General features: G+C 71.0%; 22 protein-coding genes. 1 reads left to right on the top strand and 21 read right to left on the bottom strand.

Going from position 1 to position 26,647, the window contains the following annotated elements; translation table 11 throughout:
• Window positions 1-30: 30 nt before the first annotated feature.
• Window positions 31-795: a hypothetical protein gene (locus ACSQ11_RS16080; protein ID WP_436007341.1), complete on the bottom strand. Its 765-nt coding sequence runs from the start codon at window positions 793-795 to the stop codon at window positions 31-33.
• Window positions 792-1,445 (bottom strand): SatD family protein, encoded by a 654-nt coding sequence (locus ACSQ11_RS16085; RefSeq protein WP_436007343.1) that lies wholly within the window; start codon window positions 1,443-1,445, stop codon window positions 792-794. The genes ACSQ11_RS16080 and ACSQ11_RS16085 overlap by 4 nt, the downstream gene beginning before the upstream one ends.
• A 229-nt stretch (window positions 1,446-1,674) precedes the next feature.
• On the opposite strand from ACSQ11_RS16085, the gene ACSQ11_RS16090 reads away from it, so the two are divergent.
• The gene (locus ACSQ11_RS16090) at window positions 1,675-2,562 is read left to right on the top strand and encodes a universal stress protein (protein ID WP_436007345.1); all 888 of its coding nucleotides are present in this window, start codon (window positions 1,675-1,677) and stop codon (window positions 2,560-2,562) included.
• Here the strand turns inward: ACSQ11_RS16090 and ACSQ11_RS16095 are convergent.
• From ACSQ11_RS16095 to ACSQ11_RS16185, 19 genes are all read right to left on the bottom strand, one after another.
• Complete coding sequence (locus ACSQ11_RS16095; protein ID WP_436007515.1) at window positions 2,494-4,683, bottom strand: S9 family peptidase; 2,190 nt, start codon at window positions 4,681-4,683, stop codon at window positions 2,494-2,496. The genes ACSQ11_RS16090 and ACSQ11_RS16095 overlap by 69 nt on opposite strands.
• 43 nt (window positions 4,684-4,726) lie before the next feature.
• On the bottom strand, window positions 4,727-8,335 hold the full coding sequence (dnaE, locus tag ACSQ11_RS16100) for a DNA polymerase III subunit alpha (RefSeq protein WP_436007347.1): 3,609 nt from the start codon (window positions 8,333-8,335) through the stop codon (window positions 4,727-4,729).
• 123 nt (window positions 8,336-8,458) lie between these two features.
• A complete protein-coding gene (locus ACSQ11_RS16105; protein ID WP_436007349.1) occupies window positions 8,459-9,382 on the bottom strand; it encodes an RluA family pseudouridine synthase in 924 nt (307 codons plus the stop codon).
• Window positions 9,375-9,986, bottom strand: a complete 612-nt coding sequence (lspA, locus tag ACSQ11_RS16110) for a signal peptidase II (RefSeq protein ID WP_436007351.1) — start codon at window positions 9,984-9,986, stop codon at window positions 9,375-9,377. Before lspA ends, ACSQ11_RS16105 begins: the two co-directional genes overlap by 8 nt.
• Window positions 9,950-10,930 carry a TraR/DksA family transcriptional regulator gene (locus ACSQ11_RS16115; RefSeq protein WP_436007353.1) on the bottom strand — a complete coding sequence of 327 codons (981 nt, stop codon included), beginning with the start codon at window positions 10,928-10,930 and terminating at the stop codon, window positions 9,950-9,952. The genes lspA and ACSQ11_RS16115 overlap by 37 nt, the downstream gene beginning before the upstream one ends.
• A 201-nt stretch (window positions 10,931-11,131) precedes the next feature.
• The gene (locus tag ACSQ11_RS16120; protein WP_436007355.1) at window positions 11,132-12,544 is read right to left on the bottom strand and encodes a DivIVA domain-containing protein; all 1,413 of its coding nucleotides are present in this window, start codon (window positions 12,542-12,544) and stop codon (window positions 11,132-11,134) included.
• Window positions 12,545-12,616: 72 nt separating this feature from the next.
• On the bottom strand, window positions 12,617-12,892 hold the full coding sequence (locus ACSQ11_RS16125) for a YggT family protein (protein WP_436007357.1): 276 nt from the start codon (window positions 12,890-12,892) through the stop codon (window positions 12,617-12,619).
• A 44-nt stretch (window positions 12,893-12,936) separates the two neighbouring features.
• Entirely contained in the window at window positions 12,937-13,425 is a 489-nt protein-coding gene (locus tag ACSQ11_RS16130) for a cell division protein SepF (RefSeq protein ID WP_436007359.1), read from the bottom strand.
• A 53-nt stretch (window positions 13,426-13,478) separates the two neighbouring features.
• The gene (locus ACSQ11_RS16135; protein WP_436007361.1) at window positions 13,479-14,177 is read right to left on the bottom strand and encodes a YggS family pyridoxal phosphate-dependent enzyme; all 699 of its coding nucleotides are present in this window, start codon (window positions 14,175-14,177) and stop codon (window positions 13,479-13,481) included.
• Window positions 14,174-14,896, bottom strand: a complete 723-nt coding sequence (gene pgeF / locus ACSQ11_RS16140) for a peptidoglycan editing factor PgeF (protein WP_436007363.1) — start codon at window positions 14,894-14,896, stop codon at window positions 14,174-14,176. Before pgeF ends, ACSQ11_RS16135 begins: the two co-directional genes overlap by 4 nt.
• 90 nt (window positions 14,897-14,986) lie before the next feature.
• Window positions 14,987-16,279: a cell division protein FtsZ gene (ftsZ, locus tag ACSQ11_RS16145; protein ID WP_436007365.1), complete on the bottom strand. Its 1,293-nt coding sequence runs from the start codon at window positions 16,277-16,279 to the stop codon at window positions 14,987-14,989.
• Window positions 16,280-16,542: 263 nt separating this feature from the next.
• Complete coding sequence (locus ACSQ11_RS16150) at window positions 16,543-17,313, bottom strand: cell division protein FtsQ/DivIB (protein ID WP_436007367.1); 771 nt, start codon at window positions 17,311-17,313, stop codon at window positions 16,543-16,545.
• Window positions 17,310-18,755 (bottom strand): UDP-N-acetylmuramate--L-alanine ligase, encoded by a 1,446-nt coding sequence (gene murC, locus ACSQ11_RS16155; protein WP_436007369.1) that lies wholly within the window; start codon window positions 18,753-18,755, stop codon window positions 17,310-17,312. The genes ACSQ11_RS16150 and murC overlap by 4 nt, the downstream gene beginning before the upstream one ends.
• A gap of 1 nt (window position 18,756) precedes the next feature.
• Window positions 18,757-19,863, bottom strand: coding sequence for an undecaprenyldiphospho-muramoylpentapeptide beta-N-acetylglucosaminyltransferase (murG, locus tag ACSQ11_RS16160; RefSeq protein ID WP_436007371.1), 1,107 nt, complete (start codon window positions 19,861-19,863; stop codon window positions 18,757-18,759).
• Window positions 19,860-21,107, bottom strand: a complete 1,248-nt coding sequence (gene ftsW, locus ACSQ11_RS16165; RefSeq protein WP_436007373.1) for a putative lipid II flippase FtsW — start codon at window positions 21,105-21,107, stop codon at window positions 19,860-19,862. Before ftsW ends, murG begins: the two co-directional genes overlap by 4 nt.
• Before the next feature lie 4 nt (window positions 21,108-21,111).
• On the bottom strand, window positions 21,112-22,602 hold the full coding sequence (murD, locus tag ACSQ11_RS16170; RefSeq protein ID WP_436007375.1) for a UDP-N-acetylmuramoyl-L-alanine--D-glutamate ligase: 1,491 nt from the start codon (window positions 22,600-22,602) through the stop codon (window positions 21,112-21,114).
• Window positions 22,599-23,681, bottom strand: a complete 1,083-nt coding sequence (mraY, locus tag ACSQ11_RS16175; protein ID WP_436007377.1) for a phospho-N-acetylmuramoyl-pentapeptide-transferase — start codon at window positions 23,679-23,681, stop codon at window positions 22,599-22,601. Before mraY ends, murD begins: the two co-directional genes overlap by 4 nt.
• The gene (locus ACSQ11_RS16180; RefSeq protein ID WP_436007379.1) at window positions 23,678-25,084 is read right to left on the bottom strand and encodes a UDP-N-acetylmuramoyl-tripeptide--D-alanyl-D-alanine ligase; all 1,407 of its coding nucleotides are present in this window, start codon (window positions 25,082-25,084) and stop codon (window positions 23,678-23,680) included. The genes mraY and ACSQ11_RS16180 overlap by 4 nt, the downstream gene beginning before the upstream one ends.
• Complete coding sequence (locus ACSQ11_RS16185) at window positions 25,081-26,637, bottom strand: UDP-N-acetylmuramoyl-L-alanyl-D-glutamate--2,6-diaminopimelate ligase (RefSeq protein WP_436007381.1); 1,557 nt, start codon at window positions 26,635-26,637, stop codon at window positions 25,081-25,083. The genes ACSQ11_RS16180 and ACSQ11_RS16185 overlap by 4 nt, the downstream gene beginning before the upstream one ends.
• Window positions 26,638-26,647: the final 10 nt, after the last annotated feature.

The following is a 26,647-nucleotide window of genomic DNA, read 5'->3' on the forward strand; positions in this document are numbered from 1 at the left end:
CCGCGTATCCAGCATGCCGCAGCACATGCGTCAGCGGGTCAGGGCGAGCGACCCCAGCGCGACGAGCCAGCTGACGAAGCTGCCCACGAGGAAGTACTCGGTGACCTGGTCGATGCCGTCACCCTTGATCGTCGCGTCGTCCTTGGCCGACTGGAGCTCGGGGAAGCGGATGAGGCCCTTGGCGGCGATGACGATGCTCGCCGCCGTGACCTGACCGGCGAGGCCCAGCCCGAGGATGAAGACACGCTCCATGGGACCGAGGAGCCGGCCGCCCTTGAGCCTGTCGGACGGCTCACTCTCGCGGGGGCGACCCGAGCGCGCCGAGGGACGCATCGCCCCCACACTCACGAGGACGAGCCTGACGATGACGTTGCCGGTGGCGAGGTTGGCGACGAACAGCCCGGCGACCAGCAGCAACCGGCCGACCGGCTCGTCACCGGCGAACGGCAGGTCCGCCCACGCCAGCCACTCGCCCAGGGGTCCTCCCGCGGAGCTCTCCAGACCAGACGTCGCCACGAGCACGACGGCAGTGCCACCGAGCACGAGGAGGGCCTGCGCGTGACCGCCTCCGCGGCGCAGCGAGCGCTCGGACAGGGCGACCCACCCGACGAGGGGCACGACCGACACGACGAGGGCGACGAGGTCCGCCGCGCCGGTGAGGCCGGCGAGCAGCCCGACGCCCACGATCGCGAGCGCGCCCACGGGCACCGCCGCTCGACGGACGAGGGGCGAGTCGACGGCGCGGAGCAGGTCGGCCGTGCCGACCCCGAGCAACCACACGGCGAGCCAGGTCATGGCAGCGTCCTCAGCAGCTCGTGGGTGCGCAGGATGACGGCGAGGCCGTCGGCCCGCACCCGCTGCGAGACCGCTGAAGGGCTGATGCCCTCGGCCGCAGCCAGCTCACGTTGTGTCATCCCCTCGAGCAGTCCTCTCAACAGTCGCCCCGACCTCGCTGACAACGAGCCAACCATGTGGTCCTGACAGTGCAGGGCGGCATCCACCGCGATCGCGGCCCCGAGGTCGTCCCGCTCCCCCTCGGCGAGCCGGTATGCCGTGTGGACGTGCGCGAGCGCGGCCCGCTGGGCCTGCTCCTCCACGGCGACGATGGCCTCGCGCGCCGCCCACCAGGCCGGCCCGTCCTTGATGCCGCGTTGCTCGTCGAGGGTGGTCGTCGTCCCCCGACCCAACCCGTAGCGGGTGTCCGCGTGCGGGAGGAGCGCGACCCGGGCGCGGAGGGCGGCGTCGAGGGCCGCGCCGAGGTGGGGGTAGACGCCCTGGAACTCGTCGCCGACCGTGACCTCGAGCGGTTCGACGTGCTCGACCCGGTCGTTGGTGTCGAGCAGCGCGGCCTCGACGGCGTGGTGAAGGGCGCGCCGGTCCTTGCTCGCGCGCGACTCCACCACGTCACCGATGAGGACGACAGGTGAGAGCTGAACTTCGGCCATATCAAGATCATACCTTTATTTCGGTGAGATGTAGTTCATTGCTTCATCATGACGAAGTGAAGCAGTGCACTGAACTCTCGCGAGCACCGTTCCGCCCCGCGAGTCTGACCACGCAGCCGCCCTCCCGAGGTCCATGATGGGAGGACGACCCCGACGGGTCGTGACGACGGGACTCACGGTCCCGGGCCGAGAGGTTCCCGCCGCCTGACCACCAAGATGTGGAGGCGTCATGAGCGGCATCACTTCCCCCGCCCGCACGGAGCGGATCGTCGTCGGCATCGACGGCTCCGCACACGGCTGGGCGGCCCTGGCGTGGGCGGCCGAGACCGCCTCCCGACGCTCGGTCCCGGTCCACATCGTCCATGCGTTCGCCCCTGACCTACCGATGCTCGGGTTCGGCAGCACCGACCAGACGTCGATCAAGGAGGAGGGCGAACGACTCCTCGCCACGGCCCGCGCCCGCGCGCACGCTGTCGACCGCGACCTCACGGTGACGACCTCGCTCCCGCCGGGGTTCGCCTCACCCGCGCTGGTCAAGGCGTCGCACGACGCGACCATGGTCGTCCTCGGGGCCGTCGGGCACGGCCTGCTCAGCCGCGCGACGATCGGAGCGGTGGCCCAGCAGGTCGCCGCGCACGCCAGCTGCCCGGTCGTCATCGTCGGCCACGAGGGCCACAGCGAGACACCGCACCACCGCGTCGTCGTCGGAGTCGACGGCTCGGCCGCATCGGCCGCGGCCCTGCACAGCGCATTCGACTACGCGGCGTCGCAGGAGTCGGAGCTCGTCGTCGTCCACGCCTGGGAGGCGAAGGGACCCGCAGACCCGACCCTGCACACCGACTCGAGCTGGCCGGCATACGAGAGCGACCTCGAGCAGGAGGTCGACCGTGAGATCGCCGCGAGCAGCGCGAAGCACCCCGCGGTCAAGGTCCGGCACGAGGTCGTGCGCGACTCACCGGTCGCCGCCCTCATCCAGGCCGCCGACACGGCCGACCTCGTCGTGGTCGGCGCGCGCGGCACCGGCGGCTTCCCGGGCCTGCACCTCGGCTCAGTCTCGAGCCGGCTCCTCGGACGCACGGCCTGCCCGCTCGTCCTCGTGCACCCGCGGGAGCCGTGAGGTCGCGCCGAGCTGGTCGAGGACGAACGCCCACTCCCACGCGACCTGCTCCCAGGCGGCGTAGCGCCCGCTGCGGCCCCCGTGGCCCGCTGACATCTCGGTGCGCAACAGGATCGGACGGCTCTGCGGGTCGTTGGTGACGGTGGCGCGCAGCCGCGCCACCCACTTGGCCGCCTCGGTGAAGAAGACCCGGGTGTCGTGCAGGCTCGTCGTCGCCAGGATCGCCGGATAGTCCTGAGCCGCAACGTTCTCGTAGGGCGTGTAGGCCTTCATGACGGCGTAGACCTCGGGGTCCTCCAGCGGGTTGCCCCACTCCTCCCACTCACCCACGGTGAGCGGCAGGTCGGGTCGGAGGATGGTCGTGAGCGCATCGACGAACGGCACCGCACCGTGCGCCACGCGGAACCGGTCGGGTGCGAGGTTGACCACCGCGCCGACGAGCAGTCCCCCGGCTGACCCGCCCTCGAGCCCGAGCCGGTCGGGGGCCACCCAGCCGAGCTCGACGAGCCGGTCGGCGCAGGCGACGGTGTCGGAGAAGGTGTGGGGCTTGTCGAGCAGCTTGCCCTGGTCGTACCAGTGCCGCCCCATCTCGCCCCCGCCACGCACGTGCGCGGTCGCGTGGACGACACCACGGTCGAGCAGCGAGAGACGGGCCACCGAGAAGTAGGGGTCGCTCGAGTGCTCATAGGCGCCGTATGCCGTGAGCAGACCCGCGTTGGTCCCGTCCGGTCGCAGACCCACCCGGTGCACGACCGAGATCGGCACCTGGGTGCCGTCGGCGGCGGTGGCCCACTCGCGGCGCTGGACGTAGTCGGAGAGGTCGACGTCGCCGAGGACGGGCTGCTGCTTGAGCACCGTGCGGTCGCCGGTGACCAGGTCGAGTTCGAGGACGGTGTGCGGGGTGACGAAGGACTCGTAGGCGACCTGCACCCGCGTCTGGCCCGGCTCGGGGTTGTCGCCGAGCCCGACGGCATAGATGGGCTCGTCGAACGCGACCGGAACCGGTGCGGCATACCCGGATTCGCTCGACCCGTCGACGTGGAGGACGGAGAGGGCGGTGAGCCCGTCACGACGCAGCGACAGCACCGCGACGTCGTCGAACGCGTCGACGCCGAGAAGGCGCTCACCCTCGGCGGCGGAGAGCAGCGGCCGCCACTGCTCGTGGCTCGTGGAGTCGAGCGGCGCCCACGCGAGGTCGGAGTCGGGGTTGTCGGTGTTGTGGACGATGAGCAGACGGTCCGAGGCGGGCTCGACGTCGTACTCGACCCCGTCACGCCGGGGCGCGACGACGCGGAAGTCGCCCGTCGGGTCCGTCGCGTCGAGGAGGCGGACCTCGGAGGTCGTCTTCGAACCGAGGGCGAGGATGAGCCACCGGTCGTCGCGACTCGACCCGATGCCCATCCAGAAGCGCTCGTCGCTCTCGTCGTGGACGAGGACGTCACTGCTCGGGCCCGACCCGACCACCCGGCGCCACAGCTGGTGCGGGCGCCATGCGTCGTCGACCCGGGTGTAGAAGATCGTGCCGCCGTCGTGCGAGAACTCGACGCCGTAGCCGATGCCCGTGATCGCGTCGTCGAGGGTCTCGCCGGTCTCGAGGTCGCGGACCACGAGGTCGAAGCGCTCGTCGCCGGTGGTGTCGGTCGCCAGCGCGAGCCGGGTGTGGTCCGGGCTGACACTGAGGGCGCCGATGGCGAAGAACTCGGAGTCCCCGGCCTCGACGTTGCCGTCGACGAGCACCTGCTCACCGTCGGGTGTCTCGCCGGGAGCGATCACCGGACGCTGCGCCGGGTCGGTCACGGGCACGCGGGCGTGGATGGCGTACTGCTGGCCCTCGACGGTGCGCGAGTAGTACCACCACGGTCCGGACCGCACGGGAAACGACAGGTCGGTCTCGAGGACCCGTGACTTGATCTCGCCGAAGATGCTGTCCCGCAACGGTTGCAGGTGCGTGGTGCGCGACTCGGCGTAGGCGTTCTCGGCGGCGAGGTAGGCGAGGACGTCGGGGTCGTCGCCGTCACGCAGCCACTCGTAGGGGTCGAGCACCCGGTCGCCGTGGTGCTCGCGGACGTGCTCGCGCACCTCCGCCCGCGGCGGGGTCGCTCCATCGGACTGCTGTGTCATCTCGTCCTGCTGTCGTGTGGGCTCGTCGGCCGACGGGGTCGGGTCAGCCACCGGTGAGGCACCTGGCCCCGAGCAGCACCTTGAGGTCGCCGAAGAGCGACTCGGTCGCATTGACCCGCAACGCGTCGTCGAGCTTGATGAGGGTGGTCCGACCCGGCTTGGTGAGCTTGAGGTGGACCTCGGTCGTGCCCGGGTGGTTGGCGAGGACGCCCTTGAGCTCCTCCATCCGGCCGGTCGTGGCGCGCAACGTGTCGAGCGTGACGACGACCGGACCACGCGGACCGTCGGTGAGCTCGGGCAGCGTGAGCTCCTGGGCATAGATCGACACCGAGTCGTCGCGGCGGTTGACCTTGCCGCGCACGACGGCGACGACGTCCTGCGAGAGCATCGTCGACACCGTGAGGTAGGAGCTCGGGAAGAACAGGCACTCGATCGCGCCCTCGAGGTCCTCGACGGTCGCGATCGCCCAGAGATCGCCCTTCTTGGTCCGCTTGATCTGCAGCCCCGTGATGAGGCCGGCGACCGTCACCATCGAGCCCTCGGGCTTGCCGTCCTCGGCGCTCAGCGTGGCGATGGTGGTGTCGGCGTGCTGCTGGAGCACGTGCTCGACGCCGAAGAGCGGGTGGTCCGAGACGTAGAGGCCGAGCATCTCGCGCTCGAAGGTCAGCAGGGTCGACTTGTCCCACTCGACGGTCGGGACCGGTGTGAGGCCCATCATCGTGTCGCCCCCGCCCGCGGCGTCGTCGTCGCCGAAGGCGCCGAAGAGCGAGTCCTGGCCGATGGCCTCCTGGCGCTTGATCGACACGAACGCGTCGACGTACTCCTCGTGGATGCGCAGCAGCCCGGCGCGCGACTCCCCCAGCCCGTCGAAGGCGCCGCCCTTGATGAGCGACTCGATGGTCCGCTTGTTGCAGACGACGGCAGGGCACTTGGAGAGGAAGTCGCGGAACGAGGTGAACGCGCCCTTCTCCTCGCGCGCGGCGATGATCGCCTCGACGACGTTGTGGCCGACGTTGCGGATGGCGGCCATGCCGAAGCGGATGTCGGTGCCGACGGCGGCGAACCGCGCGACGGAGTCGTTGACGTCGGGCGGCAGGACCTTGATGCCCATCCGGCGGCACTCGCCGAGGTAGAGGGCGGACTTGTCCTTGTCGTCGCCGACGCTCGTGAGCAGGCCGGCCATGTACTCGGCCGGGTAGTTGGCCTTGAGGTAGGCGGTCCAGTAGGAGACGAGCCCGTATGCCGCGGTGTGGGCCTTGTTGAACGCGTAGTCCGAGAAGGGGACGAGGACGCCCCACAGGGCCGCGATCGACGCCTCGTTGAAGCCCTTCTCCTTCATGCCGGTCGAGAAGGGGATGTACTCGGCGTCGAGCACCTCCTTCTTCTTCTTGCCCATGGCGCGACGAAGGAGGTCGGCGTTGCCGAGGGTGTAGCCGGCGAGCTTCTGGGCGATCTCCATGACCTGCTCCTGGTAGATCACCAGGCCGTAGGTCGTGCCGAGGATCGGCCCGAGGGCGTCGATCATCTCCTGCTGGAGCTTGCCCTTGAGCTGCGGGTCGAGCGGCGTGAGCTCCTGCTTGCCGTTCTTGCGCAGCGCGAAGTTGGTGTGCGCGTTGACACCCATCGGGCCTGGTCGGTAGAGCGCGAGGGCGGCCGAGATGTCCTCGAAGTTGTCGGGCTGCATGAGCTTGAGCAGCGTGCGCATGCCGCCACCGTCGAGCTGGAAGACGCCGAGCGTGTCACCGCGGGCGAGCAGGTCGTAGGTGGCCTTGTCGGTCATGTCCTTGGACAGCGCGTCGAGGTCGAGGTCCTCGCCGCGGTTGGCCTTCACGTTCTCGATCGCGTCGTCGAGGATCGTGAGGTTGCGCAGCCCGAGGAAGTCCATCTTGACCAGGCCGAGCGTCTCGCACGTCGGGTAGTCGAACTGGGTGAGGACCTGCCCGTCCTGCAGACGCTTCATGATCGGGATGACGTCGATGAGCGGCTCGCTCGACATGATGACGCCGGCGGCGTGCACACCCCACTGCCGCTTGAGGCCCTCGAGACCCTTGGCGGTCTCGACGATCTCCTTGAAGTGCGGCTCGGTCTCGACGAGCTCGCGGAACTCCTTGCCCTCGCCGAAGCGCGGGTGCTCGGGGTCGTAGATCCCCGACAGCGGCACACCCTTGCCCATGACGTCCGGCGGCATCGCCTTGGTGAGCTGCTCGCCGACGTTGAACGGGTGGCCCATGACGCGGGCCGAGTCCTTGACCGCCTGCTTGGCCTTGATCGTGCCGTAGGTGACGATCTGGGCCACGCGCTCCGAGCCGTACTTCTCGGTGACGTAGCGGATGACCTCGCCGCGTCGGCGCTCGTCGAAGTCGATGTCGAAGTCGGGCATCGACGCGCGCTCGGGGTTGAGGAAGCGCTCGAAGATCAGGCCGTGCGGGATCGGGTCGAGGTCGGTGATCCGCATCGCGTAGGCGCACATGGAGCCGGCTCCGGAGCCACGACCGGGGCCGACCCGGATGCCGTTCTCCTTGGCCCAGTTGATGAAGTCCGCGACGACGAGGAAGTAGCCCGGGTAGCCCTTGGAGACGATGACCTCGATCTCGAAGTCGGCCTGCTTCTGCGCATACTCCGGTATGCCGTCCGGGAACCTCGCGTGCAGGCCCGTCTGGACCTCCTTGACGAACCACGACTGCTCGTTCTCCCCGGGCGGGCAGGGGAACTTCGGCATGTAGCGGCCCTCACCCTCGGTGAAGGACACCTCGCACATCTCAGCCACGAGGAGCGTGTTGTCGCACGCCTCCGGCAGCTCGCGCCAGGTGTGGCGCATCTCGGCCGCGGTCTTGAGGTAGTAGCCGTCGCCGTCGAACTTGAACCGGTTGGGGTCCATGAGCGTCGAGCCGGACTGGACGCAGAGCAGGGCGCCGTGGGCCTGCGAGTCCTCGGGGTAGGTGTAGTGGCTGTCGTTGGTCGCGAGGAGCGGGAGGTCGAGCTCCTTGGCCAGCCGCAGCAGGTCCTTGATCGTGCGCCGCTCGATCTCGTTCTGGTGGTCCATGACCTCGCAGAAGTAGTTCCCGGCGCCGAAGATGTCGCGGTAGTCGCTCGCCGCCTGCTTGGCGAGGTCGTACTGCCCCAGCCGCAGCCGGGTCTGGATCTCGCTCGACGGGCAGCCGGTGGTGGCGATGAGGCCCTGCCCGTGCTGGTCGATGAGCTCGCGGTCGAGCCGGGGCCACTTCGCGTAGACCTGGTCGAGCGAGGCCCGGCTGTCCATCTGGAAGAGGTTGCGCAGGCCGTTGTTGTTCTTGGCCAGCAGCGTCATGTGCGTGTAGGCGCCGGAACCCGACACGTCGTCGCCGGGGCGGGTGCGCTCGTCACCCCACTTGACGCGGGTCTTGTCGGTGCGGTGGGTGCCCGGGGTGACATAGGCCTCGAGCCCGATGATCGGCTTGACGCCGGTCCCCTGCGCCTTGCGCCAGAACTCGTGCGCGCCGTAGAGGTAACCGTGGTCGGTCATCGCCAGGGCCGGCATACCGAGCTCCGAGGCGCGGGTGAACAGGTCACCGATACGCGCGGCTCCGTCCAGCATGGAGTACTCGGTGTGGACGTGCAGGTGGACGAAGCTGTCCGTGCTGTCCGGGGCTGGGGAGGAGGTGGGCGACGACATCGTGGATCATCCTAGGTCGCTCCGGTGACAGGCTCGAACGGCTCGCCACGCTGTGAAGGATGTGACCCGTGGGAACGCCGGGACACGCGCCACGACACGCCGCGCGACCTCGCCGTCGGGTCGTCAGAGGCGGTCGAGCGCGTCCTGGAGGTCCTGCGGGTACTGGCTCTCGAAGGTGACCCACTCCCCCGTGCCCGGGTGCTGGAAACCGAGCCCGACGGCGTGCAGCCACTGCCGCTCGAGCCCGAGCTTCTTGGCCAGGGTCGGGTCCGCGCCGTAGGTGAGGTCACCGACGCACGGGTGCCGCAGCGCCGAGAAGTGGACGCGGATCTGGTGGGTGCGACCAGTCTCGAGGTGGATCTCGAGCAGGCTGGCGTGCCGGAACGCCTCCAGCAGCTCGTAGTGGGTCACCGCGTGCTTGCCCGACTCCATGACCGCGAACTTGTAGTCGTGGCCGGGGTGGCGCCCGATGGGGGCGTCGATCGTGCCGACGAGCGGGTCGGGCAGGCCCTGCACGAGCGTGTGGTACGTCTTGTCGACCGTGCGCTCCTTGAACGCCCGCTTGAGCAGTGAGTAGCCCCGCTCGCTCTTGCAGACGACCATGAGGCCGGACGTGCCGACGTCGAGCCGCGAGACGATGCCCTGCCGCTCGCTCGCCCCGCTCGTCGAGATGCGGTAGCCGGCGGCAGCCAGCCCGCCGAGCACCGTGGGCCCGGTCCACCCGACGCTGGGGTGTGCGGCGACGCCGACCGGCTTGTCGACGACGACGATGTCGTCGTCGTCGTGGATGATCCCCATCCCCGGCACCGGTTCGGCGATGACCTCGAGCGTCGGGCTGGGGTCCGAGCTCGGCAGCGTCACCTCGAGCATGTCGCCACCGTGGACGCGGTGGGACTTGCCGACGTGCGCGCCGTTGACGGCGACACTGCCCTCGGCGGCGAGGTCGGCGGCCCGGGTGCGGGACAGGCCGAACAGCCGCGCGATGGCCGCGTCGACGCGCTCGCCCTGCAGGCCCTCGGGCACGAGCATGGTGCGGCTGTCAGACATCGTCGGACCCGGCCGAGTCCTCGGGCGTCTCGTGCCGTCCGTGGGTCACCCCTTCGAGGGGTATGCCGCGCAGCGCCAGAACCGCTCCTGCCGCGGCCGCGACGACGATCGCGATGTCCGCGACGTTGCCGATGAACAGGCCGAAGTAGTCGATGAAGTCGACGACGTGACCACGGCCGAAGCCGGGCGCACGAAGGATCCGGTCGATGAGGTTGCCGACGGCGCCGCCGAGGAGCATGCCGAGTGTGACGGCCCACCCCGAGTGCCCGACCCGGGTCGCGGCTCGGCCCACCCAGACGACGATCCCGAGCGCGACGATGGTGAGCAGCCAGGTGACGCTGTCACCCAGCGAGAACGCCGCACCGGGGTTGCGGATGAGGTTGAGGCGCAGCACCGGTCCGAGGAGGTCGCGCGGTTCCCCTGGCGTGAGGGCACCGAGCGCCCACACCTTGGAGCCCTGGTCGAGGACGAGTGTGAGCACGCCGACCCCGATGAGGAGCGCAAACAGCCGCGACCGGCCCTGGCGATCGTCCGGGGCCGGTGCGGGAGTGGAGGGTGGGCTGGAGGTCAGCGGCGTTCCTGTTTCATCTTGCATGGCATGCATAGGGTCGCACGAGGTGCCGCCTGGAGGCGAAGTTTGCCGATCGGCTGGCCACAGGACTCGCACACGCCGTAGGTGCCGTTGTCGAGCCGCTCGAGCGCGTGCTCGTTCTGCAGGAGCATCTCGCGGGCGTTGTCGGCGAGGGCGATCTCCTGCTCGCGCTCGTAGGTCTTGGCGCCGGCGTCCGCCTGGTCGTCACCCGCGCCGTCACCCGAGTCGCGCAGGAGGTCCGAGAGCTCGGACTCGGCGACCTGGAGCTCGGCCTTGAGCCGGGCGATGTCGCCCTCGATCTCGCCCCGGACCTCGCGCAACTCCTTCGCGGTCCACGGAGACTCGTCCTCACGGACGACGAGCGCGACCTTCTTGGCCGGGGCCTTCTTCGCGGGCGCCTTCGTGGCGGCGGCCTTGGTGGACGTGGCCTTCCTCGTCGCCGGCGTCTTCGCCGGCGCGGCCGGTGCCGCAGCCTTGGCGGCGGACGCCTTCGTGGTCGGCCCCTTCGTCGCAGACGCCTTGGTGGCCGCAGCCTTGGCGGCGGACGCCTTCGTGGTCGGCGCCTTCTTCGCAGACGCCTTCTTCGCGGGCGCCTTCGTGGCCGGCGCCTTCGTGGCCGGCGCCTTCTTGGCGGGCGCCTTGGTCGCCGACGTCTTCACAGCCGAGGTCTTCGTCGCCGAAGCCTTCTTCGCAGGAGCCTTCGTGGGGGCCTTCTTGGCGGGAGCCCTCGTGGCCGCCGCCTTCGTCGCAGCCGCCTTCGTCGCCGACGCCTTGGTGGCCGGCGCCTTCTTGGCGGCGGTCTTGGCCGCCGTCTTCGCAGCAGGCTTCGTCCCGGCCTTGCCCGAGGTCGAGGCCTTCGACGACCTCGCGCCCGCCGTGCTCGCCCCCGCTCGAGAGGCGGTCGTCGTGCCGGATCCAGCCTTGGTGGCCCCCGAGAGGGCGCGCTTGGCAGCCATGCCTGTCCTCACTCGTCAACAAAGGTCGGGCCCGGCAGGGCTCGACCGTGTGCGGCGAGGATAAGCCCTCGTGGTGCGCATCACAACGCAAAACGCCCGGTGACCTGCACTGGTCCTGGACGGCACACCCGGCTCGTGGACCACGACGAAGGGCGCCCGGTCCAGGACCGGGCGCCCTTCGGCGTGGAGATCAGTGACGCGTCACTGGTTCTGCTTGGCTGCTTCCTCGACCTCGGCGTCGACCGCCGTGTGGTCGAGCTCTTGGAGCTGACCCTGGATGTAGGTCTTGAGGCGACCGCGGTAGTCGCGCTCGAAGCCGCGCAGCTGCTCGATCTTGCGCTCGAGCACCGCCCGCTCCTCGCTGAGCTCCTGCAGGATGGCCGCCTTGCGCTGCTGCGCCTCGTGGACCATGCCCGTCGACCGCTCACGCGCTTCGGTGATGAGCTCCTCGCGCTTGGCGTTGGCCTCGGCGAGCATCGTGTCGTGCTGCGTCTGGGCCGTCGAGACGAGCTCGTCGTGCTGCGACTGGGCACTGTTGATGAGCTCGTCGTGGCGGGCCTGCGCCGTGCTGATGAGCTCGTCGTGCTTGGACTGGCCCGTGCTCACGAACTCGTGGTGCTTGGCCTCACCGGTCGAGATGAGCTCGTCGTGGCGGGACTGGGCCTCGCGCACGAGCTCGTCGCGGCGGGTCTCACCGGCGGTGACGTGCTCGTCGTGCAGACGCTGGGCCAGGGCGAGGACGCCTGCGGCGGAGCCGGCACCGGCGCCACCGGCACCGGCGATGGCGGCGAGGTCGCCGCCCTGGTCGGCCTCGGCGGGGGCGGCGTTGGCGACCCGCTCCTGCGCCTCGGACTCGGCCTGCTCGGCCGCGGCCTGGGCCTTCTGGATGCGACGTTGGGCGTCCTTCTCGGCCTCCTCGACGCGCGAACGCAGCGTTGCGAGCTGCTCGTCGGCGTTGCTGTTGGCCTTGTCGTAGACCGCCTGGCGCTCCTGCTCGTTCTTGGCCGAGGCCGCCTCGTGCTCGGCGCGGGCGCGGTCACGCTCGGCGGCGATGGAGTCGCGCTCGCCCACGAGCGAGTCACGCTCGCCCCGCAGGGCGTCGCGCTCACCGATGAGCGAGTCACGCTCGCCGACCAGCGAGTCGCGCTCTCCGACGAGGGTGTCGTGGCGGCCGCGGAGGTCGGAGATCTCACGCTCGGACTCGGCGAGCTTGCCCTCGAGCTCGCGCACCTTGGCCTCGAGCTCGTTGTTGCGCTTCGAGAGGCCGTCGACCTCGCCATCGTTCTGGGCGAGCTGGTTCTTGCCCTCGAGCTCCTCGAGCTCGCGAACACGGGCCTCGAGCTCGGTGTTGCGACCCTCGAGCTTGGCGATCTCGGCCGAGCGGTCGGGAGTGACCGCGGCGGGGGCGGGCATCGCGGCCGTGACGGGCTCGAGACCGCGGCCCTGGCGGCAGTCGTTGAGCTGCTTGCGGACCTCTTCGTCGGTCTTGGTCATCCGACGCATCTCGGCGACGATGTCATCGAGGAAGTCGTCGACCTCGCGCTCGTCGTAGCCGCGTCGGAACTGGGTGGTCGTGAACGTCTTGTTGAGGACGTCCTCGGGCGACAACGCCATGTCAACTCCTCTGTATCGATCGGTTCATGGGACCCTGTGCCCCACGAGGCACAGGTGGCTCAGCGATCCAGCCTAGAGGATCGCGATGAGCAGGTAGAGACCTAGGACCAGCACGAGGAACCCGAGGTCGATCGAGGCGCCGCCGAGTCGGATCGGCGGGATGACCCTGCGCAGCGCGTTGAGCGGCGGGTCGGTCAACGTGTAGACGGCCTCGGCGAGCACGAGGACGACGCCGCGCGGCCGCCAGTCCCGGGCGAACACCCGGATCCAGTCGAGGATGAGCCGCCCGAATACCACCATCAGGTAGAGCCAGACGATGAACTTGAGCAGCGACAGCACGGCGTCCATGGCGACCAGTCTGCGTGAACGTCCTGTGGGTCAGGTGTGTGGGGTCAGCTCTGGTTGAACAGGGTGCGGCCGGGGACGGCGGCGGACTCCTCCGCGTTGACCTCGACGGTCGACGGCGAGAGCAGGAAGACCTTGGCGGTCACGCGCTCGATCGCACCATGGAGGCCGAAAACGAGGCCGGCGGCGAAGTCGACGAGACGCTTGGCGTCGGCGTCGTCCATGTCGGTGAGGTTCATGATCACCGGCGTGCCCTCGCGGAAGTTCTCGCCGATCGTCTTGGCCTCGTTGTAGGTGCGCGGGTGGATCGTCGTGATGCGCGAGATGCCCGAGGCCTCCTGGGTGCGCACGACCTGCGCGACGCTGCGACGCGTCGTCAGGGGGGTGACCTCGGCGGGGCGCTCACGTGTCTCGCGGGCGTCGTCGGGCTCGAACTCCTCCGCCGTGTCGTACTCGTCGTAGGCCTCGTCGTAGTAACGGCCCTCGTCCTCGGCCAGCCCGAGGTAGACCATCGTCTTGCGCAGCGCGCCAGCCATGAGTACTCCTAGTGCGAATCGGCGGTCACCATGACCGTGTTCGTGAAAAGAAGTTACCCAAGTGACGGACGAGAACCGAGTATTGCCGTCCCGACACGCAGGTGTGTCGCCCCTTCGGCGACCGCGTCCTCGAGGTCACCGCTCATCCCGGCCGAGATCCAGGTCGCCTCGGGATGACCTGCCCGTATGCCGTCCGCGACCTCGCGCAGTCGCGCGAACGCACGTCGCGGGTCACCTCCGAGTGGCGCGACCGCCATGACCCCGCGCAGCCGCAGCGCCTCCGCCCCGGCGACGAGGTCGGCGAGAGCGGGGACGTCCTCGGGGCTGGTCCCGCCCCTGCCACCCTCGTCGTCGAGGGCGACCTGGAGGAGGACGTCGAGCCGCCTGCCGTGGCGCTGGGCCCCGCGGTCGAGGGCGGTGACGATCTTGGGCCGGTCGACCGACTGCACGACGTCGGCGTAGGCCGTGACGTGACCTGCCTTGTTGGACTGCAGCTGACCGATGAAGTGCACGGTGACGTCGTCGCGCCGGGACAGCTCGGCGACCTTGGCCCCGGCCTCCTGGTCCTTGTTCTCGCCGATGTGGGCCACACCGAGGTCGACGAGGAGGTCGACGTCGCTCGCGGGGAAGTACTTCGTCACGACGACGAGCTCGAGGTCGCCGACGTCCCGCCCGGCGCTCTCGGCGGCCCGGCCCATCCGCGCGTGGACGTCCTCGAGGCGTGACGCGAGCTCCTCCCGACGCCCGCTCACGAGCCACTCCGCACGATGACGCCGGCGAACCGGCCGGTCGTGCCCTCGCGGCGGTAGGAGAACAGCGCCTCCTCCTCGCGGGCACAGCCCGGGACCCAGGTGAGGTCGTCGACCCCCGCGGCACGCAGCTGCGCGACGACACCGGCGGCGACGTCGATGGCAGCCGTTCCCGTCCACGACACCGCACGCGACTCGGGGCTCACCGCGGCCGCCGACTCTCGCATCTCCAGCGGCACCTCGTAGCAGCGACCACACACGCTCGGGCCCACGACCGCCGCCACCTGCGTCGCCCCGAGGTCGCGCATGAGCGAGATCGCCTGTGCGACAACGCCGGTCGTCATGCCCGGTCGCCCAGCGTGCACCGCTCCGATGACCCCTGCCGTCTCGTCGGAGAGGAGGACCGGGGTGCAGTCGGCGACGAGGACGGCCAGAGCGAGGTCCGGCTCGGTGGTGACGATGCCGTCCACGGGCAGGGGGCCGTCGGGCTTCTCGGTGACGACGGCGACGTCGCTGCCGTGGCACTGGTCCATGAAGACGAGCCGCTCCGGCTCGACGGCGAGGGACGTCGCGACGCGAGCTCGGTTCTCCCGCACCGCCGCTGGGTCGTCGCCGACGTGCCCACCCAGGTTGAGACCGGCATACGGTGCCTCACTCACCCCGCCGGAGCGGTCGGTGAACGCACGGCGGATCCCGCCCAAATCGTCTTGCCAGAAGAACACGGGACCACCGTAGACGCGACGAGGGCGACCGGCCACGGCCGGTCGCCCTCGTCGCGCGTGCGTCAGGTCAGGGCCCGACGCCGCAGGGGGTCACTTCAGGAAGTCGGGAACGTCCAGGTCGTCGCCGTCGTCGAAGGTGACGGTGCGCGGCGGTGCGGGACGCTGCTCGGTCTCGGTGCTGCGCTGCGCGTGGTTGACCTCCACCGGCTGGCGAACCGGCTCGCTCGACGGGTTGACCGGCGGGACGGCGGGCGCCTGAGGAGCCTGCCGCTGGGGCTCGGTGTGCTCGACCCGCTGCGCGGGCTCGGGCTGGGCGGGCGCCTGCCGCTGGGGCGAGGTGTGGTTGGACGAGGCCTGCTGCGCCGCGGCGGCCTGCTGGGTCTTGCTCGGACCCTGGATGCTGCCGATGCCACGCTCGTCCGGACGCTTGGCGGGGGTGCCACCATCGAAGCCGGCCGCGATGACCGTGACGCGGACCTCGTCACCGAGGGCGTCGTCGATGACGGCGCCGAAGATGATGTTGGCCTCGGGGTGCGCGGCCTCCTGGACGAGGCGCGCGGCCTCGTTGATCTCGAACAGACCCAGGTCGCTGCCACCCTGGATCGAGAGCAGCACACCGTGGGCGCCGTCGATGCTCGCCTCGAGCAGGGGGCTCGAGATGGCCAGCTCGGCGGCCTGCACGGCGCGGTCCTCGCCTCGGGCCGAGCCGATGCCCATGAGCGCCGACCCGGCACCCTGCATGACGGACTTGACGTCGGCGAAGTCGAGGTTGATCAGTCCCGGCGTCGTGATGAGGTCGGTGATGCCCTGGACACCGGAGAGCAGGACCTGGTCGGCGCTGCGGAACGCGTCGAGCATCGAGACGGCGCGGTCGCTGATCGACAGCAGCCGGTCGTTGGGGATGACGATGAGGGTGTCGACCTCCTCGCGGAGGTTGCCGATGCCGGACTCGGCCTGGTTGGCGCGACGACGGCCCTCGAAGGTGAACGGGCGCGTGACGACACCGATCGTCAGGGCACCGAGCCCCTTGGCGATGCGCGCGACGACAGGGGCGCCTCCGGTGCCGGTGCCACCACCCTCACCCGCGGTGACGAAGACCATGTCGGCCCCCTTGAGGACCTCTTCGATCTCCTCGGCGTGGTCCTCGGCGGCCTTCTTGCCGACCTCGGGGTCGGCGCCTGCGCCGAGACCGCGGGTGAGCTCGCGGCCGACGTCGAGCTTGACGTCGGCGTCGCTCATGAGGAGCGCCTGCGCGTCGGTGTTGATCGCGATGAACTCGACGCCCTTGAGACCGACCTCGATCATCCGGTTGATGGCGTTGACACCACCTCCACCGATGCCGACGACCTTGATGACGGCCAAGTAGTTCTGTGGTGTTGCCACGGTGTGGGGCCTTCCCTGAGAGTGCTGAGTTCTGGTGCTGGTTGCTCGACTGGTCCGCCGGGGTCACGACGGCGGCTGAAGCCTCGACCTGAAGTCAAGAGTCACAGTTTGGTCACGACCCGATGAAGCGACGCTAGGCGTCAGCGAGGCCTCATGCAACGAGCGCGTGGGCGTGTCGCGCCCGAGTCCGGACCATTCTCACGCACGGCCACCACGCGGGTCACATCACCCCCACCAGCCCCACCTGTCACGGGGCCGACGTCTCACCTCGAGGGTGACGGTGAGGTTCCTCCGCGAGTGACGGGCGAGTCGGGAGCGCTGACGTCGATGACCTGCGGCCGGGTCGGGAGCAGCGCCCTGAGGATCGACAGCTTGCGGTCCGCGTCGTCCGCGCCACCCCACACCACGGTGACGCCACCGAGCGTGAACGACACGAGGTTGGCGGTGCTCATCTGGATCGAGGACACCCGCGCCGAGAGGTCCGGCGGCAGCGTCTGGATCATCGACAGGGCAGCCTCGAGCGCAGCCTTGGTCGTGCCCTTGGGCGAGGCCGCGGTGACGAGCGGGACGCCGACGGGTGGAGCCTTCACCGTGTCGTACGAGACGCCGGTGGCATCCACAACCTCGAGTTGACCCTGAGGGTTCTTGAGCACGAGGGCGGGGTGCCGTTGGATGGTCCGGACCCGCAGGGTCGAAGGCCATCCGCGCTCGACGGAGACCTCGGCGATCGTGCTGCGGCTGCGCACCCGCTCCTCGACTGCCTCGAGGTCCACGCGCGCCAGCGGGGTGCCCGTCGGGACCCCGACGAGGCCGTCGACGGCGGTGCGATCCGCGCCGGTCACCCCACTCACCTCGACCGTGCGCACGGCGAGGAGTGGGCTCCAGAAGACGACCCAGGCCACGCCAGCGAGGACGGCGAGTGCCACCACGGTCCACAGGCCGCGAAGCCACGGGCGTCGGCGACGTCGGAGCGCGCGCTCCCGGAAGCGCGGGTCCGCCTGCGCCAGGCCCCGCCGCACACCGACCCCGCTCACCGCTCCCCCAGCGCCGCGAGGACGTGGCCGGCAAGCTCGGTGACGTCACCGGCGCCGACGGTCAGGACGAGGTCGCGGTCGGTGGCGACGGCAGCGAGGTCCGCGGCGATCGACGTGAAGGTGCCACCGACACTCACCGAGCGCTCCCCCGGCAAGGCCCGCAGAGGGCTGGCGATGAGCTCGCTGGTGATGCTCTCCATCGGCTGCTCGCGGGCGCCGTAGACGTCGAGCAGGACGACGGTGTCGGCCGGCGCGAGGCCGGCGGCGAAACCGTCGGCGAAGTCGCGGGTGCGCGAGTAGAGGTGCGGCTGGAACGCGACGTGCAGCCGGCCACCACGACGCCGGGCGATCTCGGCGGCGGTGGACACGACGGCGGCGACCTTGCCCGGGTTGTGGGCGTAGTCGTCGACGACGGTGACGCCCCCGACCTCGCCGCGGACCTCGAAGCGGCGACGTGCCCCGTCGAACCCGGCGAGCCCGGCGAGCGTCCGGCCGCGGTCGGCACCGAAGCCCTCGGTCGCGGCGAGCAGTGCAGCCGCGGCGTTGAGGGCGTTGTGCGCGCCGGGCGTCGCCAGGCGCAGGGTCTCCTCGGCACCACCGGGCAGGTGGAGCGTCGTCGACGTCCCGATGCCCTCGGGGTCGGGACGGTGGTCGGACAGCCGGAGGTCGGCGGCGGCGTCGAAGCCGTAGGTGAGGACCCGGGTGCCCGAGTCGACGGCGCGTGCCGCGAGCCGCGCGGAGCCCGCGTCGTCGGCACAGGCCACGAGCAGTCCCCCGGGACGCAGGGACGAGGCGAACTCGGCGTAGGCCCGCTCGACCTCGTCGAAGGTGCCGTAGAAGTCGAGGTGGTCGGGCTGGACGTTGGTGACGATGGCGACCTCGGGGCGGTAGACGAGGAACGAGCCGTCGCTCTCGTCGGCCTCGACGACGAAGACGTCGCCGTCGGTCCATGCCGCGTTGGTGCCCTGACCGGTGAGCTCGCCGCCGGAGGCGAACGACGGGTCGAGTCCGGCCTCCTGCAGCGCGACGGTGAGCATCGAGGTCGTCGTGGTCTTGCCGTTGGCACCGGCGACCGCGGCCGGGCGCGAGTCCTTCATCGTGGCGGCAAGGCCCTGGGAGCGGTGCAGGACGAGGCATCCGGCCCCGCGGGCGGCAGCGAGCTCGACGTTGGACTCGGGGATGGCCGACGAGATGACGACCGTGTCGACGTCGGCGACGTTGTCGGCGTCGTGGCCCACGACGACGCGCGCACCGAGGGAGCGCAGGGGGTCGAGCACCGCGCTGTCCTTGGCGTCGGAGCCGCTGACCGCGACACCGCGCGCGAGCATGACGCGGGCGACCGCGGACATGCCGGCTCCGCCGATGGCGATGAAGTGGACCCGGCCCAGCGTCTCGAGCCCGGGGACCTCGCTCGCGAAGTCGAACCGGGGGTTGCGCGACATGTCAGACCTTCCCGGACGCCGCGTCGACGACGAGGTCGGCGAGCAGCTCGTCACCGTCGCGCTCGCCCACTGACGCGGCGGCGGCAGCCATCTCGCCCAGGCGGGACGCGTCACGCAGCAGCGGGACGAGGGTCGTCTCGATCCAGGTCGCGGTGAGCGCCGCGTCCTCGACGACGAGTCCGCCACCGGCGGAGACGACCGCCTCTGCGTTGAGGCGCTGCTCGCCGTTGCCGATGGGCAGGGGGACGTAGGCCGCCGGGAGGCCGACCGCCGTGAGCTCGCAGACCGTGTTGGCCCCCGAGCGCGCCACGACGATGTCGGCCGCGGCGTAGGCGAGCTCCATCCGGTCCGCGTAGGGGACGACGACGTAGGGAGCGCCGGCGCCGGGCTCCTCGACCGCGAACTCCTTGCCGACACCGGTGACGTGGAGCACCTGCACACCGGCTGCTCGCAGCGAGCCCATCGCGGTCCGGAACGCCTCGTTGATCCGCTGCGCGCCGAGCGAGCCTCCCGTGACGAGGACGGTGGGCCACTGCGGGTCGAGACCGAAGGTCGCCAGTGCCTCGGCGCGGCGGGCCTTGCGGTCGAGGAGCGCGATCTCGCGGCGCAACGGCATACCGGTCACCGTGGCACCGCGCAGCGGGGTGCCCGCGAAGGTCACCGCGACGTGCTTGGCGAACCGCGCACCGAGCTTGTTGGCCAGACCGGGCCTGGCGTTCTGCTCGTGGATGACCACGGGTATGCCGCGTCGCCGGGCCGCGAGGTAGGCGGGAGTCGAGACGTATCCACCGAAGCCGACGACGACGCGGGCGTCCGCGCCGGTGATGGCGGCGTCGGCGGCCGCCACGGCCCGGCGCAGCGAAGCGGGGAGCCGGAGCAGGTCGCCGGAGGGACGGCGGGGCATGGGGACCTTGGGGACGACCTCGAGGTCGTAGCCGCGTGCGGGGACGAGTCGCGCCTCGAGCCCCTCGGCCGTTCCGAGGGCGGTGATCCGGATGCCGGGCTCGCGGCGGCGCAGGCAGTCGGCGAGGGCCAGCAGTGGCGAGACGTGTCCGGCGGTCCCTCCGCCTGCGAGCAGGACCGAGCCGACGGTGTCGGGGGTGCTCATCGACGGGACCGCCTCTTGGGGATGACGGCGAAGGAGCGCTTGATGAGCGACGGCCGGCCGGCAAGGGCCTTGGCGCAGCCGGGCTCGGCGCGCGCGAAGGAGAGCAGGATGCCCAGCGCGAGCATCGTCGTCACGAGCGAGGACCCACCCGAGGACACCAGGGGCAGCGGGACGCCGATGACGGGCAGCAGGCCGATCACCGTGGCGACGTTGATCATCGCCTGCACGACGATCCAGCTCATGATGCCCGCCGTCGCCACCCGGACGAAGAAGTCGGAGGTGCGCATGACGAGGCGGTAGCAGGTGAGGGCGAGGACGACGAAGAGCGCGAGCACCATGATCGTCCCGGGCAGCCCGAGCTCCTCGCCGATGATCGCGAAGATGAAGTCGTTGTGCGGCTCCGAGAGCCACTGCCACTTCTCGCGCGACTGCCCGAGCCCGACGCCGGTCCACCCACCGTCGGCGAGGGCGTAGCGACCCTGGATCGACTGTCGCGCCGCGCCGAACGGGTCGGTGTCGCGCCCGAGCCAGACGTCGAAGCGGCCCAGCCGGTTGGGGCTCGTGACGACGAAGGTCACCGCGACCGCGGCGAAGCCGGCCGCCGCCATGGCGAACCAGCGCCCCGGCACACCGGCCGTGAAGAGCACGCCGCCGACGACGGCGGACAGGATGAGCACGGTCCCGAGGTCGTGGCCGAGGAGCACCAGACCGATGGCGAAGAGCGCGACGGGCAGGACGTAGGGCACGAGCGCGTGGCTGACCTGGCCGAGCTGCTTGCGCTTGGCCGAGAGGATGAGGCCACCGCTCAGCGCGAGGCCGACCTTGAGCAGCTCGGAGGGCTGCATCGAGAAGAAGCCGAAGTCGAGCCAGTTGCGGTTGCCCTTGACGTCGACGCCGAGCGGGGTGAAGACGAGTACCTGCAGCACGAGCCCGGCGACGAGCAGCGGCAGTGACAGGCGCTTCCACGCCGCCACCGAGAGTCGCGAGGCGATGAGCAACGCGATCCCACCGATGGCCGCGAAGACCATCTGGCTGATGACGATGGAGTAGGCCGAGCCGGAGTTGGTCGCCTGGAGCGAGGAGACGGTCGACGCGGACAGCACCATGATCAGCCCGAAGCCGACGAGGACCGAGGTGACGCCGACGAGGACGTAGTAGGTCGTGACGGGTCGGTCGAGGCGCTCGAGCCACCCGGGGACGACCCCGAATCCGCGCTCCGCGCCTGAACCGGTCGTGCTGCTCACTGACTCACTCCCCAGAGGCCGCGCGGCGGAGCACCGCCTCGGCGAAGGCGTCTCCGCGTGCGCCGTAGTTGTCGAACATGTCCATGGACGCCGCCGCCGGCGCGAGGAGCACGACGTCGCCCGGCTGGGCGAGCGACGCGGCCTCGGTGACGGCGCGGTCCATGGCTCCAGTGTCGGTCTCGGCGACGTCCACGACGGGGACATCGGGCGCGTGTCGGGCAAGCGCCTCGGCGATGCTCGCGCGGTCGCGGCCGAGCAGCACGACACCCCGCAGCCGGCCGGCTGCCGAGCGCACGAGGTCGTCGACGTCGGCTCCCTTGAGCAGGCCTCCGGCGACCCAGACGACGTGCTCGTATGCCGTGAGCGAGGCTGCCGCTGCGTGCGGGTTCGTCGCCTTGGAGTCGTCGACCCAGCGCACCTCGTCGATCGTGGCCACGTGGGCGATCCGGTGGGGCTCGGGCCGGAACGCCCTCAGCCCGGCCTTGACCGCGCCGGCCTCGACCCCGTGGGCCCGGGCGAGGGCGGCAGCGGCGAGCGCGTTGGCGACGAGGTGGGGTGCGACGTCGGGGGCGTCGCCTCGCAGGTCCTCGAGGGAGGCGAGCTCGGCCGCGGCGTGGCGCCGCTGCTCGACGAACGCACGGTCGGCGAGCACGTCGCCGACGACGCCGAGCATCGACGGCGCCGGGGTGCCGAGGGTGAACCCGACGGCGCGGCAGCCCTCCTGGACGTCGGCCTCCTCGACGAGGTGCTCGGTCTGGGGGTCGTCGACGTTGTAGACGCAGGCGATCTCGGTGCCCTCGTAGACCTTGCCCTTGGCGGCGAGGTACTCGTCGTAGCTGCCGTGCCAGTCGACGTGGTCGGGCGCGACGTTGAGGCACACGGAGGCCTGCGGCCGGATCGAGTCCGACCAGTGCAGCTGGAAGCTCGACAGCTCGACGGCGATCGCGTCGAACGGCTGCGGGTCCATGACGGCCTCGAGGATGGGCGTCCCGACGTTGCCGGCGCTGATGGCGCGCTCACCCGCCGCCCGCAGGATCGACGTGAGCATCTGGACAGTCGTCGTCTTGCCGTTGGTGCCGGTCACCGTGAGCCACGGTGCCGCTCCCTCGCTCGGGCGCATGCGCCAGGCCAGCTCGACCTCGCCCCAGATCGCGACACCGGCCTCCGCCGCGGCGGCCAGCAGCGGCTGCGTCGGTGCCCACCCCGGGGAGGTGACGACGAGGTCGACGGGGTCGGACGGCATACGGGAGACGTGCTCGGGACCGAAGCGGAGCTCGGCGTCGAGGATCTCGAGGATGCGCGCCCGCTCGGCCATGGCCGGCGAGGAGTCGGGCGACGAGCCGTCGACGACGATGACGTGGGCGTCGCGCTCGAGCAGGGCGTCGGCGGCGGCGAAGCCGCTCACCCCGAGACCGGCGACGAGCACGCGGAGGCCGGCCCAGTCGGACTCGCGGGAGGTGAGGGACGCGAGCCGACCGGTGATGTCCTCGGTCATGCCGCGCCCACGACCCACTCGGCGTAGAAGAGGCCGAGCCCGAGGGCGACGAAGAGGCCGGCGATGATCCAGAACCGGATGACGATCGTGACCTCCTGCCAGCCGAGGAGCTCGAAGTGGTGCTGCAGCGGCGCCATCCGGAACACGCGTTTGCCCGTCGACTTGAACGACGCGACCTGGATGATCACCGACAGCGTGATCGTCACGAAGAGTCCGCCGAGGATGACGACGAGGAACTCGGTGCGGGTGACGATGGCCAGGCCGGCGAGCAGGCCGCCGAGGGCGAGCGACCCGGTGTCACCCATGAAGATCTTGGCGGGCGAGCCGTTCCACCAGAGGAAGCCGAAGCACGCGCCCATCGCCGCAGCCGCGACGATGGCGAGGTCGAGCGGGTCGCGCACCTCGTAGCACTTGATGCCGGCGTTGGTCTGGCAGTTCTGGTTGAACTGCCAGATGCCGATGAGGACGTAGGCCGCGAAGGTCATCACCGAGGCGCCGGTGGCGAGGCCGTCGAGCCCGTCGGTGAGGTTCACGCCGTTGCTCGTGCCGGCGATGATGACGTTGGCGAAGAGGATGAAGAGCAGGATGCCGACGATCGTCCCGGCGAACGCGAGGTCGAGGTTGGTGTCGCGGACGAACGAGATCTTCGTCGAGGCCGGCGTACGCCCCCGGTCGTTGGGGAACTGCAGGGCGAGGATCGCGAAGATCACGCCGACGAGGCCCTGCCCGAAGAGCTTCTGCTTGGACCGGAGACCGAGGCTGCGCTGCTTGCTGATCTTGATGTAGTCGTCGAGGAAGCCCACGAGCCCGAGCCCGGCCATGAGGAAGAGGACGAGCAGCCCGCTCCAGCTCGGAGCCGTCCAGAAGGCGAGGTGCGCCGCGCCGTAGGCCGCGATCGTCGCGGCGACGATGACCGCGCCGCCCATCGTCGGCGTGCCGCGCTTGGTGTGGTGCGAGGTGGGGCCGTCGTCGCGGATGAACTGGCCGTAGCCGCGCTTGACGAGGACCTTGATGAACATCGGCGTGCCGAACAGTGCGACGACGAGACTGACCACCGCGGCGACGAGCACGGCCTTCACTGGGGATCCTCCTTGGTGGTGCGGTCGGTGGTGGTGAGTCTGTCTCCGAGCCACCGTAGACCCGCATCGCGGCTGGACTTGAACAACACGACGTCGGGCGGGGCGACTTCGGCGCGCAGCACGGCCTCGGCGGCGTCGGCATCCTCGAACCAGCGGATCCGGGTGCCCGCAGCGGCAGGGATGTCGGCCATCGGGCGGGCCGTCGCGCCCACGACGAGCAGCTCGTCGACACCGCGGCGCTGGGCCTCGGCGCCGACCTCGGCGTGGTCGTCGTCGGACTCGTCGCCGAGCTCGAGCATCGAGCCGAGGACGGCCCAGGTGCGGCGGCCCTCACCCATCGCCTCGAGCGCGGCCAGCGCTGCCCGCATCGAGTCGGGGTTGGCGTTGTAGGCGTCGTTGACGATCGTCACTCCGTCGCGGCGCTCGGTGACCTCCATGCGCCAGCGACTCACGATGCCGGCGTCGCCGACCGCGGCGGTGGCGGCGTCGAGCGACATCCCGCACTCGAGTGCGACGGCGAGGACGGCGAGGGAGTTGCCGACGTGGTGGCGGCCCACGAGCCGCAGGGAGACCGTCCCCTCCCCCGCTGGGGTGACGACGCGGAAGCTCGCGCGCCCGTCGCTCGCCACCGTGACGTCGTCGGCCCGCACGGTCGCGTCGGCGGCCTCGCCGACGAGGACGACGCGGGCACGCGTGCGTTCGGCCATCGAGCGGACGACCGGGTCGTCGGCGTTGAGGACGGCGACGCCGTCGGCGGGCAGCGCCTCGACGAGCTCGCCCTTGGCCCGGCCGATTGCCTCACGGGAGCCGAACTCACCGACGTGGGCGGTGCCGACGTTGAGGACCACGCCGATGCGGGGCGGCGCGATGCGGGTGAGGTACTCGATGTGCCCGATGCCCCGGGCACCCATCTCGACGACGAGGAACCGGGTGTGGTCGGTGACACGCGTGACCGTGAGCGGGACGCCGACCTCGGAGTTGTAGGAGCCGACGGGCGCGATCGTCGGCCCGCTCGTGGCGAGGACGGTGCCGAGCAGGTCCTTGGTGCTCGTCTTGCCGGACGAGCCGGTGATGCCGATGACGGTGAGGTCGGTGGCGCGGTCGAGGACGGCGCGCGAGATGGCGACGAAGGCGGCCTGGACGTCGTCGACGACGACACAGGGCAGCTCGTCGACGACCCGGCTGGTGAGCGCCGCGACGGCGCCGTTGTCGCGGGCCGCCGCGACGAACCGGTGGCCGTCCATCGACTCGCCGATGCGGGCGATGTAGAGGCTGCCGGGCTCGGCCTCGCGGGAGTCCGTGACGACGGCACCGCTGACGACCGGGGGCTCTGCGGGGTCGGCGACGCCGTGGAGGGCACCACCGGTGAGGGTCGCGATCTCGGTGAGGGACAGCGCGATCACCGGGTGGCCTCCTCGTCGGTGTCCGTGTCCACGGCGTCGAGCGCCGCCTTGAGCTCGTGGCGGTCGTCGAACGGCTGCACCACGCCGGCGACCTCCTGGCCGGTCTCGTGCCCCTTGCCGACCACGGCGACCACGGAGCCGGCGCCGCCGCCGCGGGCCAGTCGGACGCCCTCGCGGATGGCCTCGCGTCGACCCGCGACCTCGACGAGGGTCGCGTCGCTGTCGACGGAGCGGGCGCCCTCGAGGACGGCTGCGCGGATCGTCGCGGGGTCCTCGCCACGCGGGTTGTCGTCGGTGACGACGACGGCGTCGGCGAGCCCGGCGGCGGCCCGTCCCATGCCTCGGCGCTTGCCGCGGTCGCGGTCACCGCCGGCCCCGAGGACCACGACGAGGCGGCCAGTGGTCGCCGGACGCAGCGCCGCGAGGGCGGCCTCGACCGCATCGGGGGTGTGGGCGTAGTCGACGACGGCGAGCAGGTCGTCACTGTCGGCCGCGCCGGTGACGCGCTCCATCCGCCCGGGCACGTGTGGGTCGGTGAGGATGGCCCGGCTCACGGCGTCGGTCTCCTCGCCGAGCAGGATGAGTGCCACGGCCGCCATGGCGGTGTTGGCGACGTTGAAGTCCCCCGGCAGGGCCGAGCGCAGCTCGAGCTCCATCCCCCGTCCGCGGAGCACGAAGCGCGACGGCTCCTGCTCATCGACGGTGACGGTCCAGTCGGCCTCGTGGTCGGGCAGGGTCGTCAGGGTGGTCACGGGGACGCCGGACCGCTCGACGAGACGCCGGCCCCAGACGTCGTCGACGCACACGAGCCCGCGCAGCGAGTGCTCCGGCGTGAACAGCCGCGCCTTCGCGCTGAAGTAGTCCTCCATGTCGGCGTGGAAGTCGAGGTGGTCCTGCGACAGGTTCGTGAAGAGCGCGAGGTCGAAGACGACGCCGTCGACCCGGTGCTGGCTCAGGGCGTGGCTCGACACCTCCATGACGCAGGTGTCGGTGTCGCGCTCGTCCATCACGGCGAGGATCGCGTGCAGGTCCGTCGCCTCGGGGGTGGTGCGCACGCTCTTGATCCGCTCGTCGCCGATCCGGGTCTCGACCGTGCCGATGAGACCCGTCCTGTGCCCGAGGACGCCGAGGGCGCTCGAGACGAGGTATGCCGTGGTGGTCTTGCCGTTGGTCCCGGTGATCCCGACCATGGTCAGGCTCTGCTCGGTCGTGTCGTAGACCCGGGCCGACAGGGCTCCGAGCACGGCTCGCGGTTCGTCGACGACGAGGGCGGGCAGGTCCACACCGGCGGCACGCATCCGCTCGACCCCGGCGGCGTCGGTGAGCACGGCCGTCGCTCCGGCCTCCGCGGCTTGGGCGGCGAAGTCGGCGCCGTGCGCACGGGCGCCCGGGAGGGCGGCATACAGGTCACCGGGTTGGACGGCGCGGGAGTCGAGGGTCACTCCGCTCACCCCGAGGTCGAGGTCGGCTGGCTCGTCGACAGAGGCGTCGACGAGCAGCGCGAGCTCACGCAGGCTCGAGCTGTCGCGGGAGGCGGGTCGGGGTGCAGACACGACCAGTCAG

It is taken from the genome of Knoellia sp. LjRoot47 (assembly GCF_964253435.1).
In the GTDB taxonomy this organism is placed as follows: Bacteria; Actinomycetota; Actinomycetes; order Actinomycetales; family Dermatophilaceae; genus Knoellia.

Bases quoted from the DNA above. Each gene is read 5' to 3' on its own strand.
- ACSQ11_RS16080 (WP_436007341.1), bottom strand. From the start codon at position 795: ATGACCTGGCTCGCCGTGTGGTTGCTCGGGGTCGGCACGGCCGACCTG.
- ACSQ11_RS16085 (WP_436007343.1), bottom strand. From the start codon at position 1,445: ATGGCCGAAGTTCAGCTCTCACCTGTCGTCCTCATCGGTGACGTGGTG.
- ACSQ11_RS16090 (WP_436007345.1), top strand. From the start codon at position 1,675: ATGAGCGGCATCACTTCCCCCGCCCGCACGGAGCGGATCGTCGTCGGC.
- ACSQ11_RS16095 (WP_436007515.1), bottom strand. From the start codon at position 4,683: ATGACACAGCAGTCCGATGGAGCGACCCCGCCGCGGGCGGAGGTGCGC.
- dnaE (WP_436007347.1), bottom strand. From the start codon at position 8,335: ATGTCGTCGCCCACCTCCTCCCCAGCCCCGGACAGCACGGACAGCTTC.
- ACSQ11_RS16105 (WP_436007349.1), bottom strand. From the start codon at position 9,382: ATGTCTGACAGCCGCACCATGCTCGTGCCCGAGGGCCTGCAGGGCGAG.
- lspA (WP_436007351.1), bottom strand. From the start codon at position 9,986: ATGCATGCCATGCAAGATGAAACAGGAACGCCGCTGACCTCCAGCCCA.
- ACSQ11_RS16115 (WP_436007353.1), bottom strand. From the start codon at position 10,930: ATGGCTGCCAAGCGCGCCCTCTCGGGGGCCACCAAGGCTGGATCCGGC.
- ACSQ11_RS16120 (WP_436007355.1), bottom strand. From the start codon at position 12,544: ATGGCGTTGTCGCCCGAGGACGTCCTCAACAAGACGTTCACGACCACC.
- ACSQ11_RS16125 (WP_436007357.1), bottom strand. From the start codon at position 12,892: ATGGACGCCGTGCTGTCGCTGCTCAAGTTCATCGTCTGGCTCTACCTG.
- ACSQ11_RS16130 (WP_436007359.1), bottom strand. From the start codon at position 13,425: ATGGCTGGCGCGCTGCGCAAGACGATGGTCTACCTCGGGCTGGCCGAG.
- murC (WP_436007369.1), bottom strand. From the start codon at position 18,755: ATGTCGCGCAACCCCCGGTTCGACTTCGCGAGCGAGGTCCCCGGGCTC.
- murG (WP_436007371.1), bottom strand. From the start codon at position 19,863: ATGAGCACCCCCGACACCGTCGGCTCGGTCCTGCTCGCAGGCGGAGGG.
- murD (WP_436007375.1), bottom strand. From the start codon at position 22,602: ATGACCGAGGACATCACCGGTCGGCTCGCGTCCCTCACCTCCCGCGAG.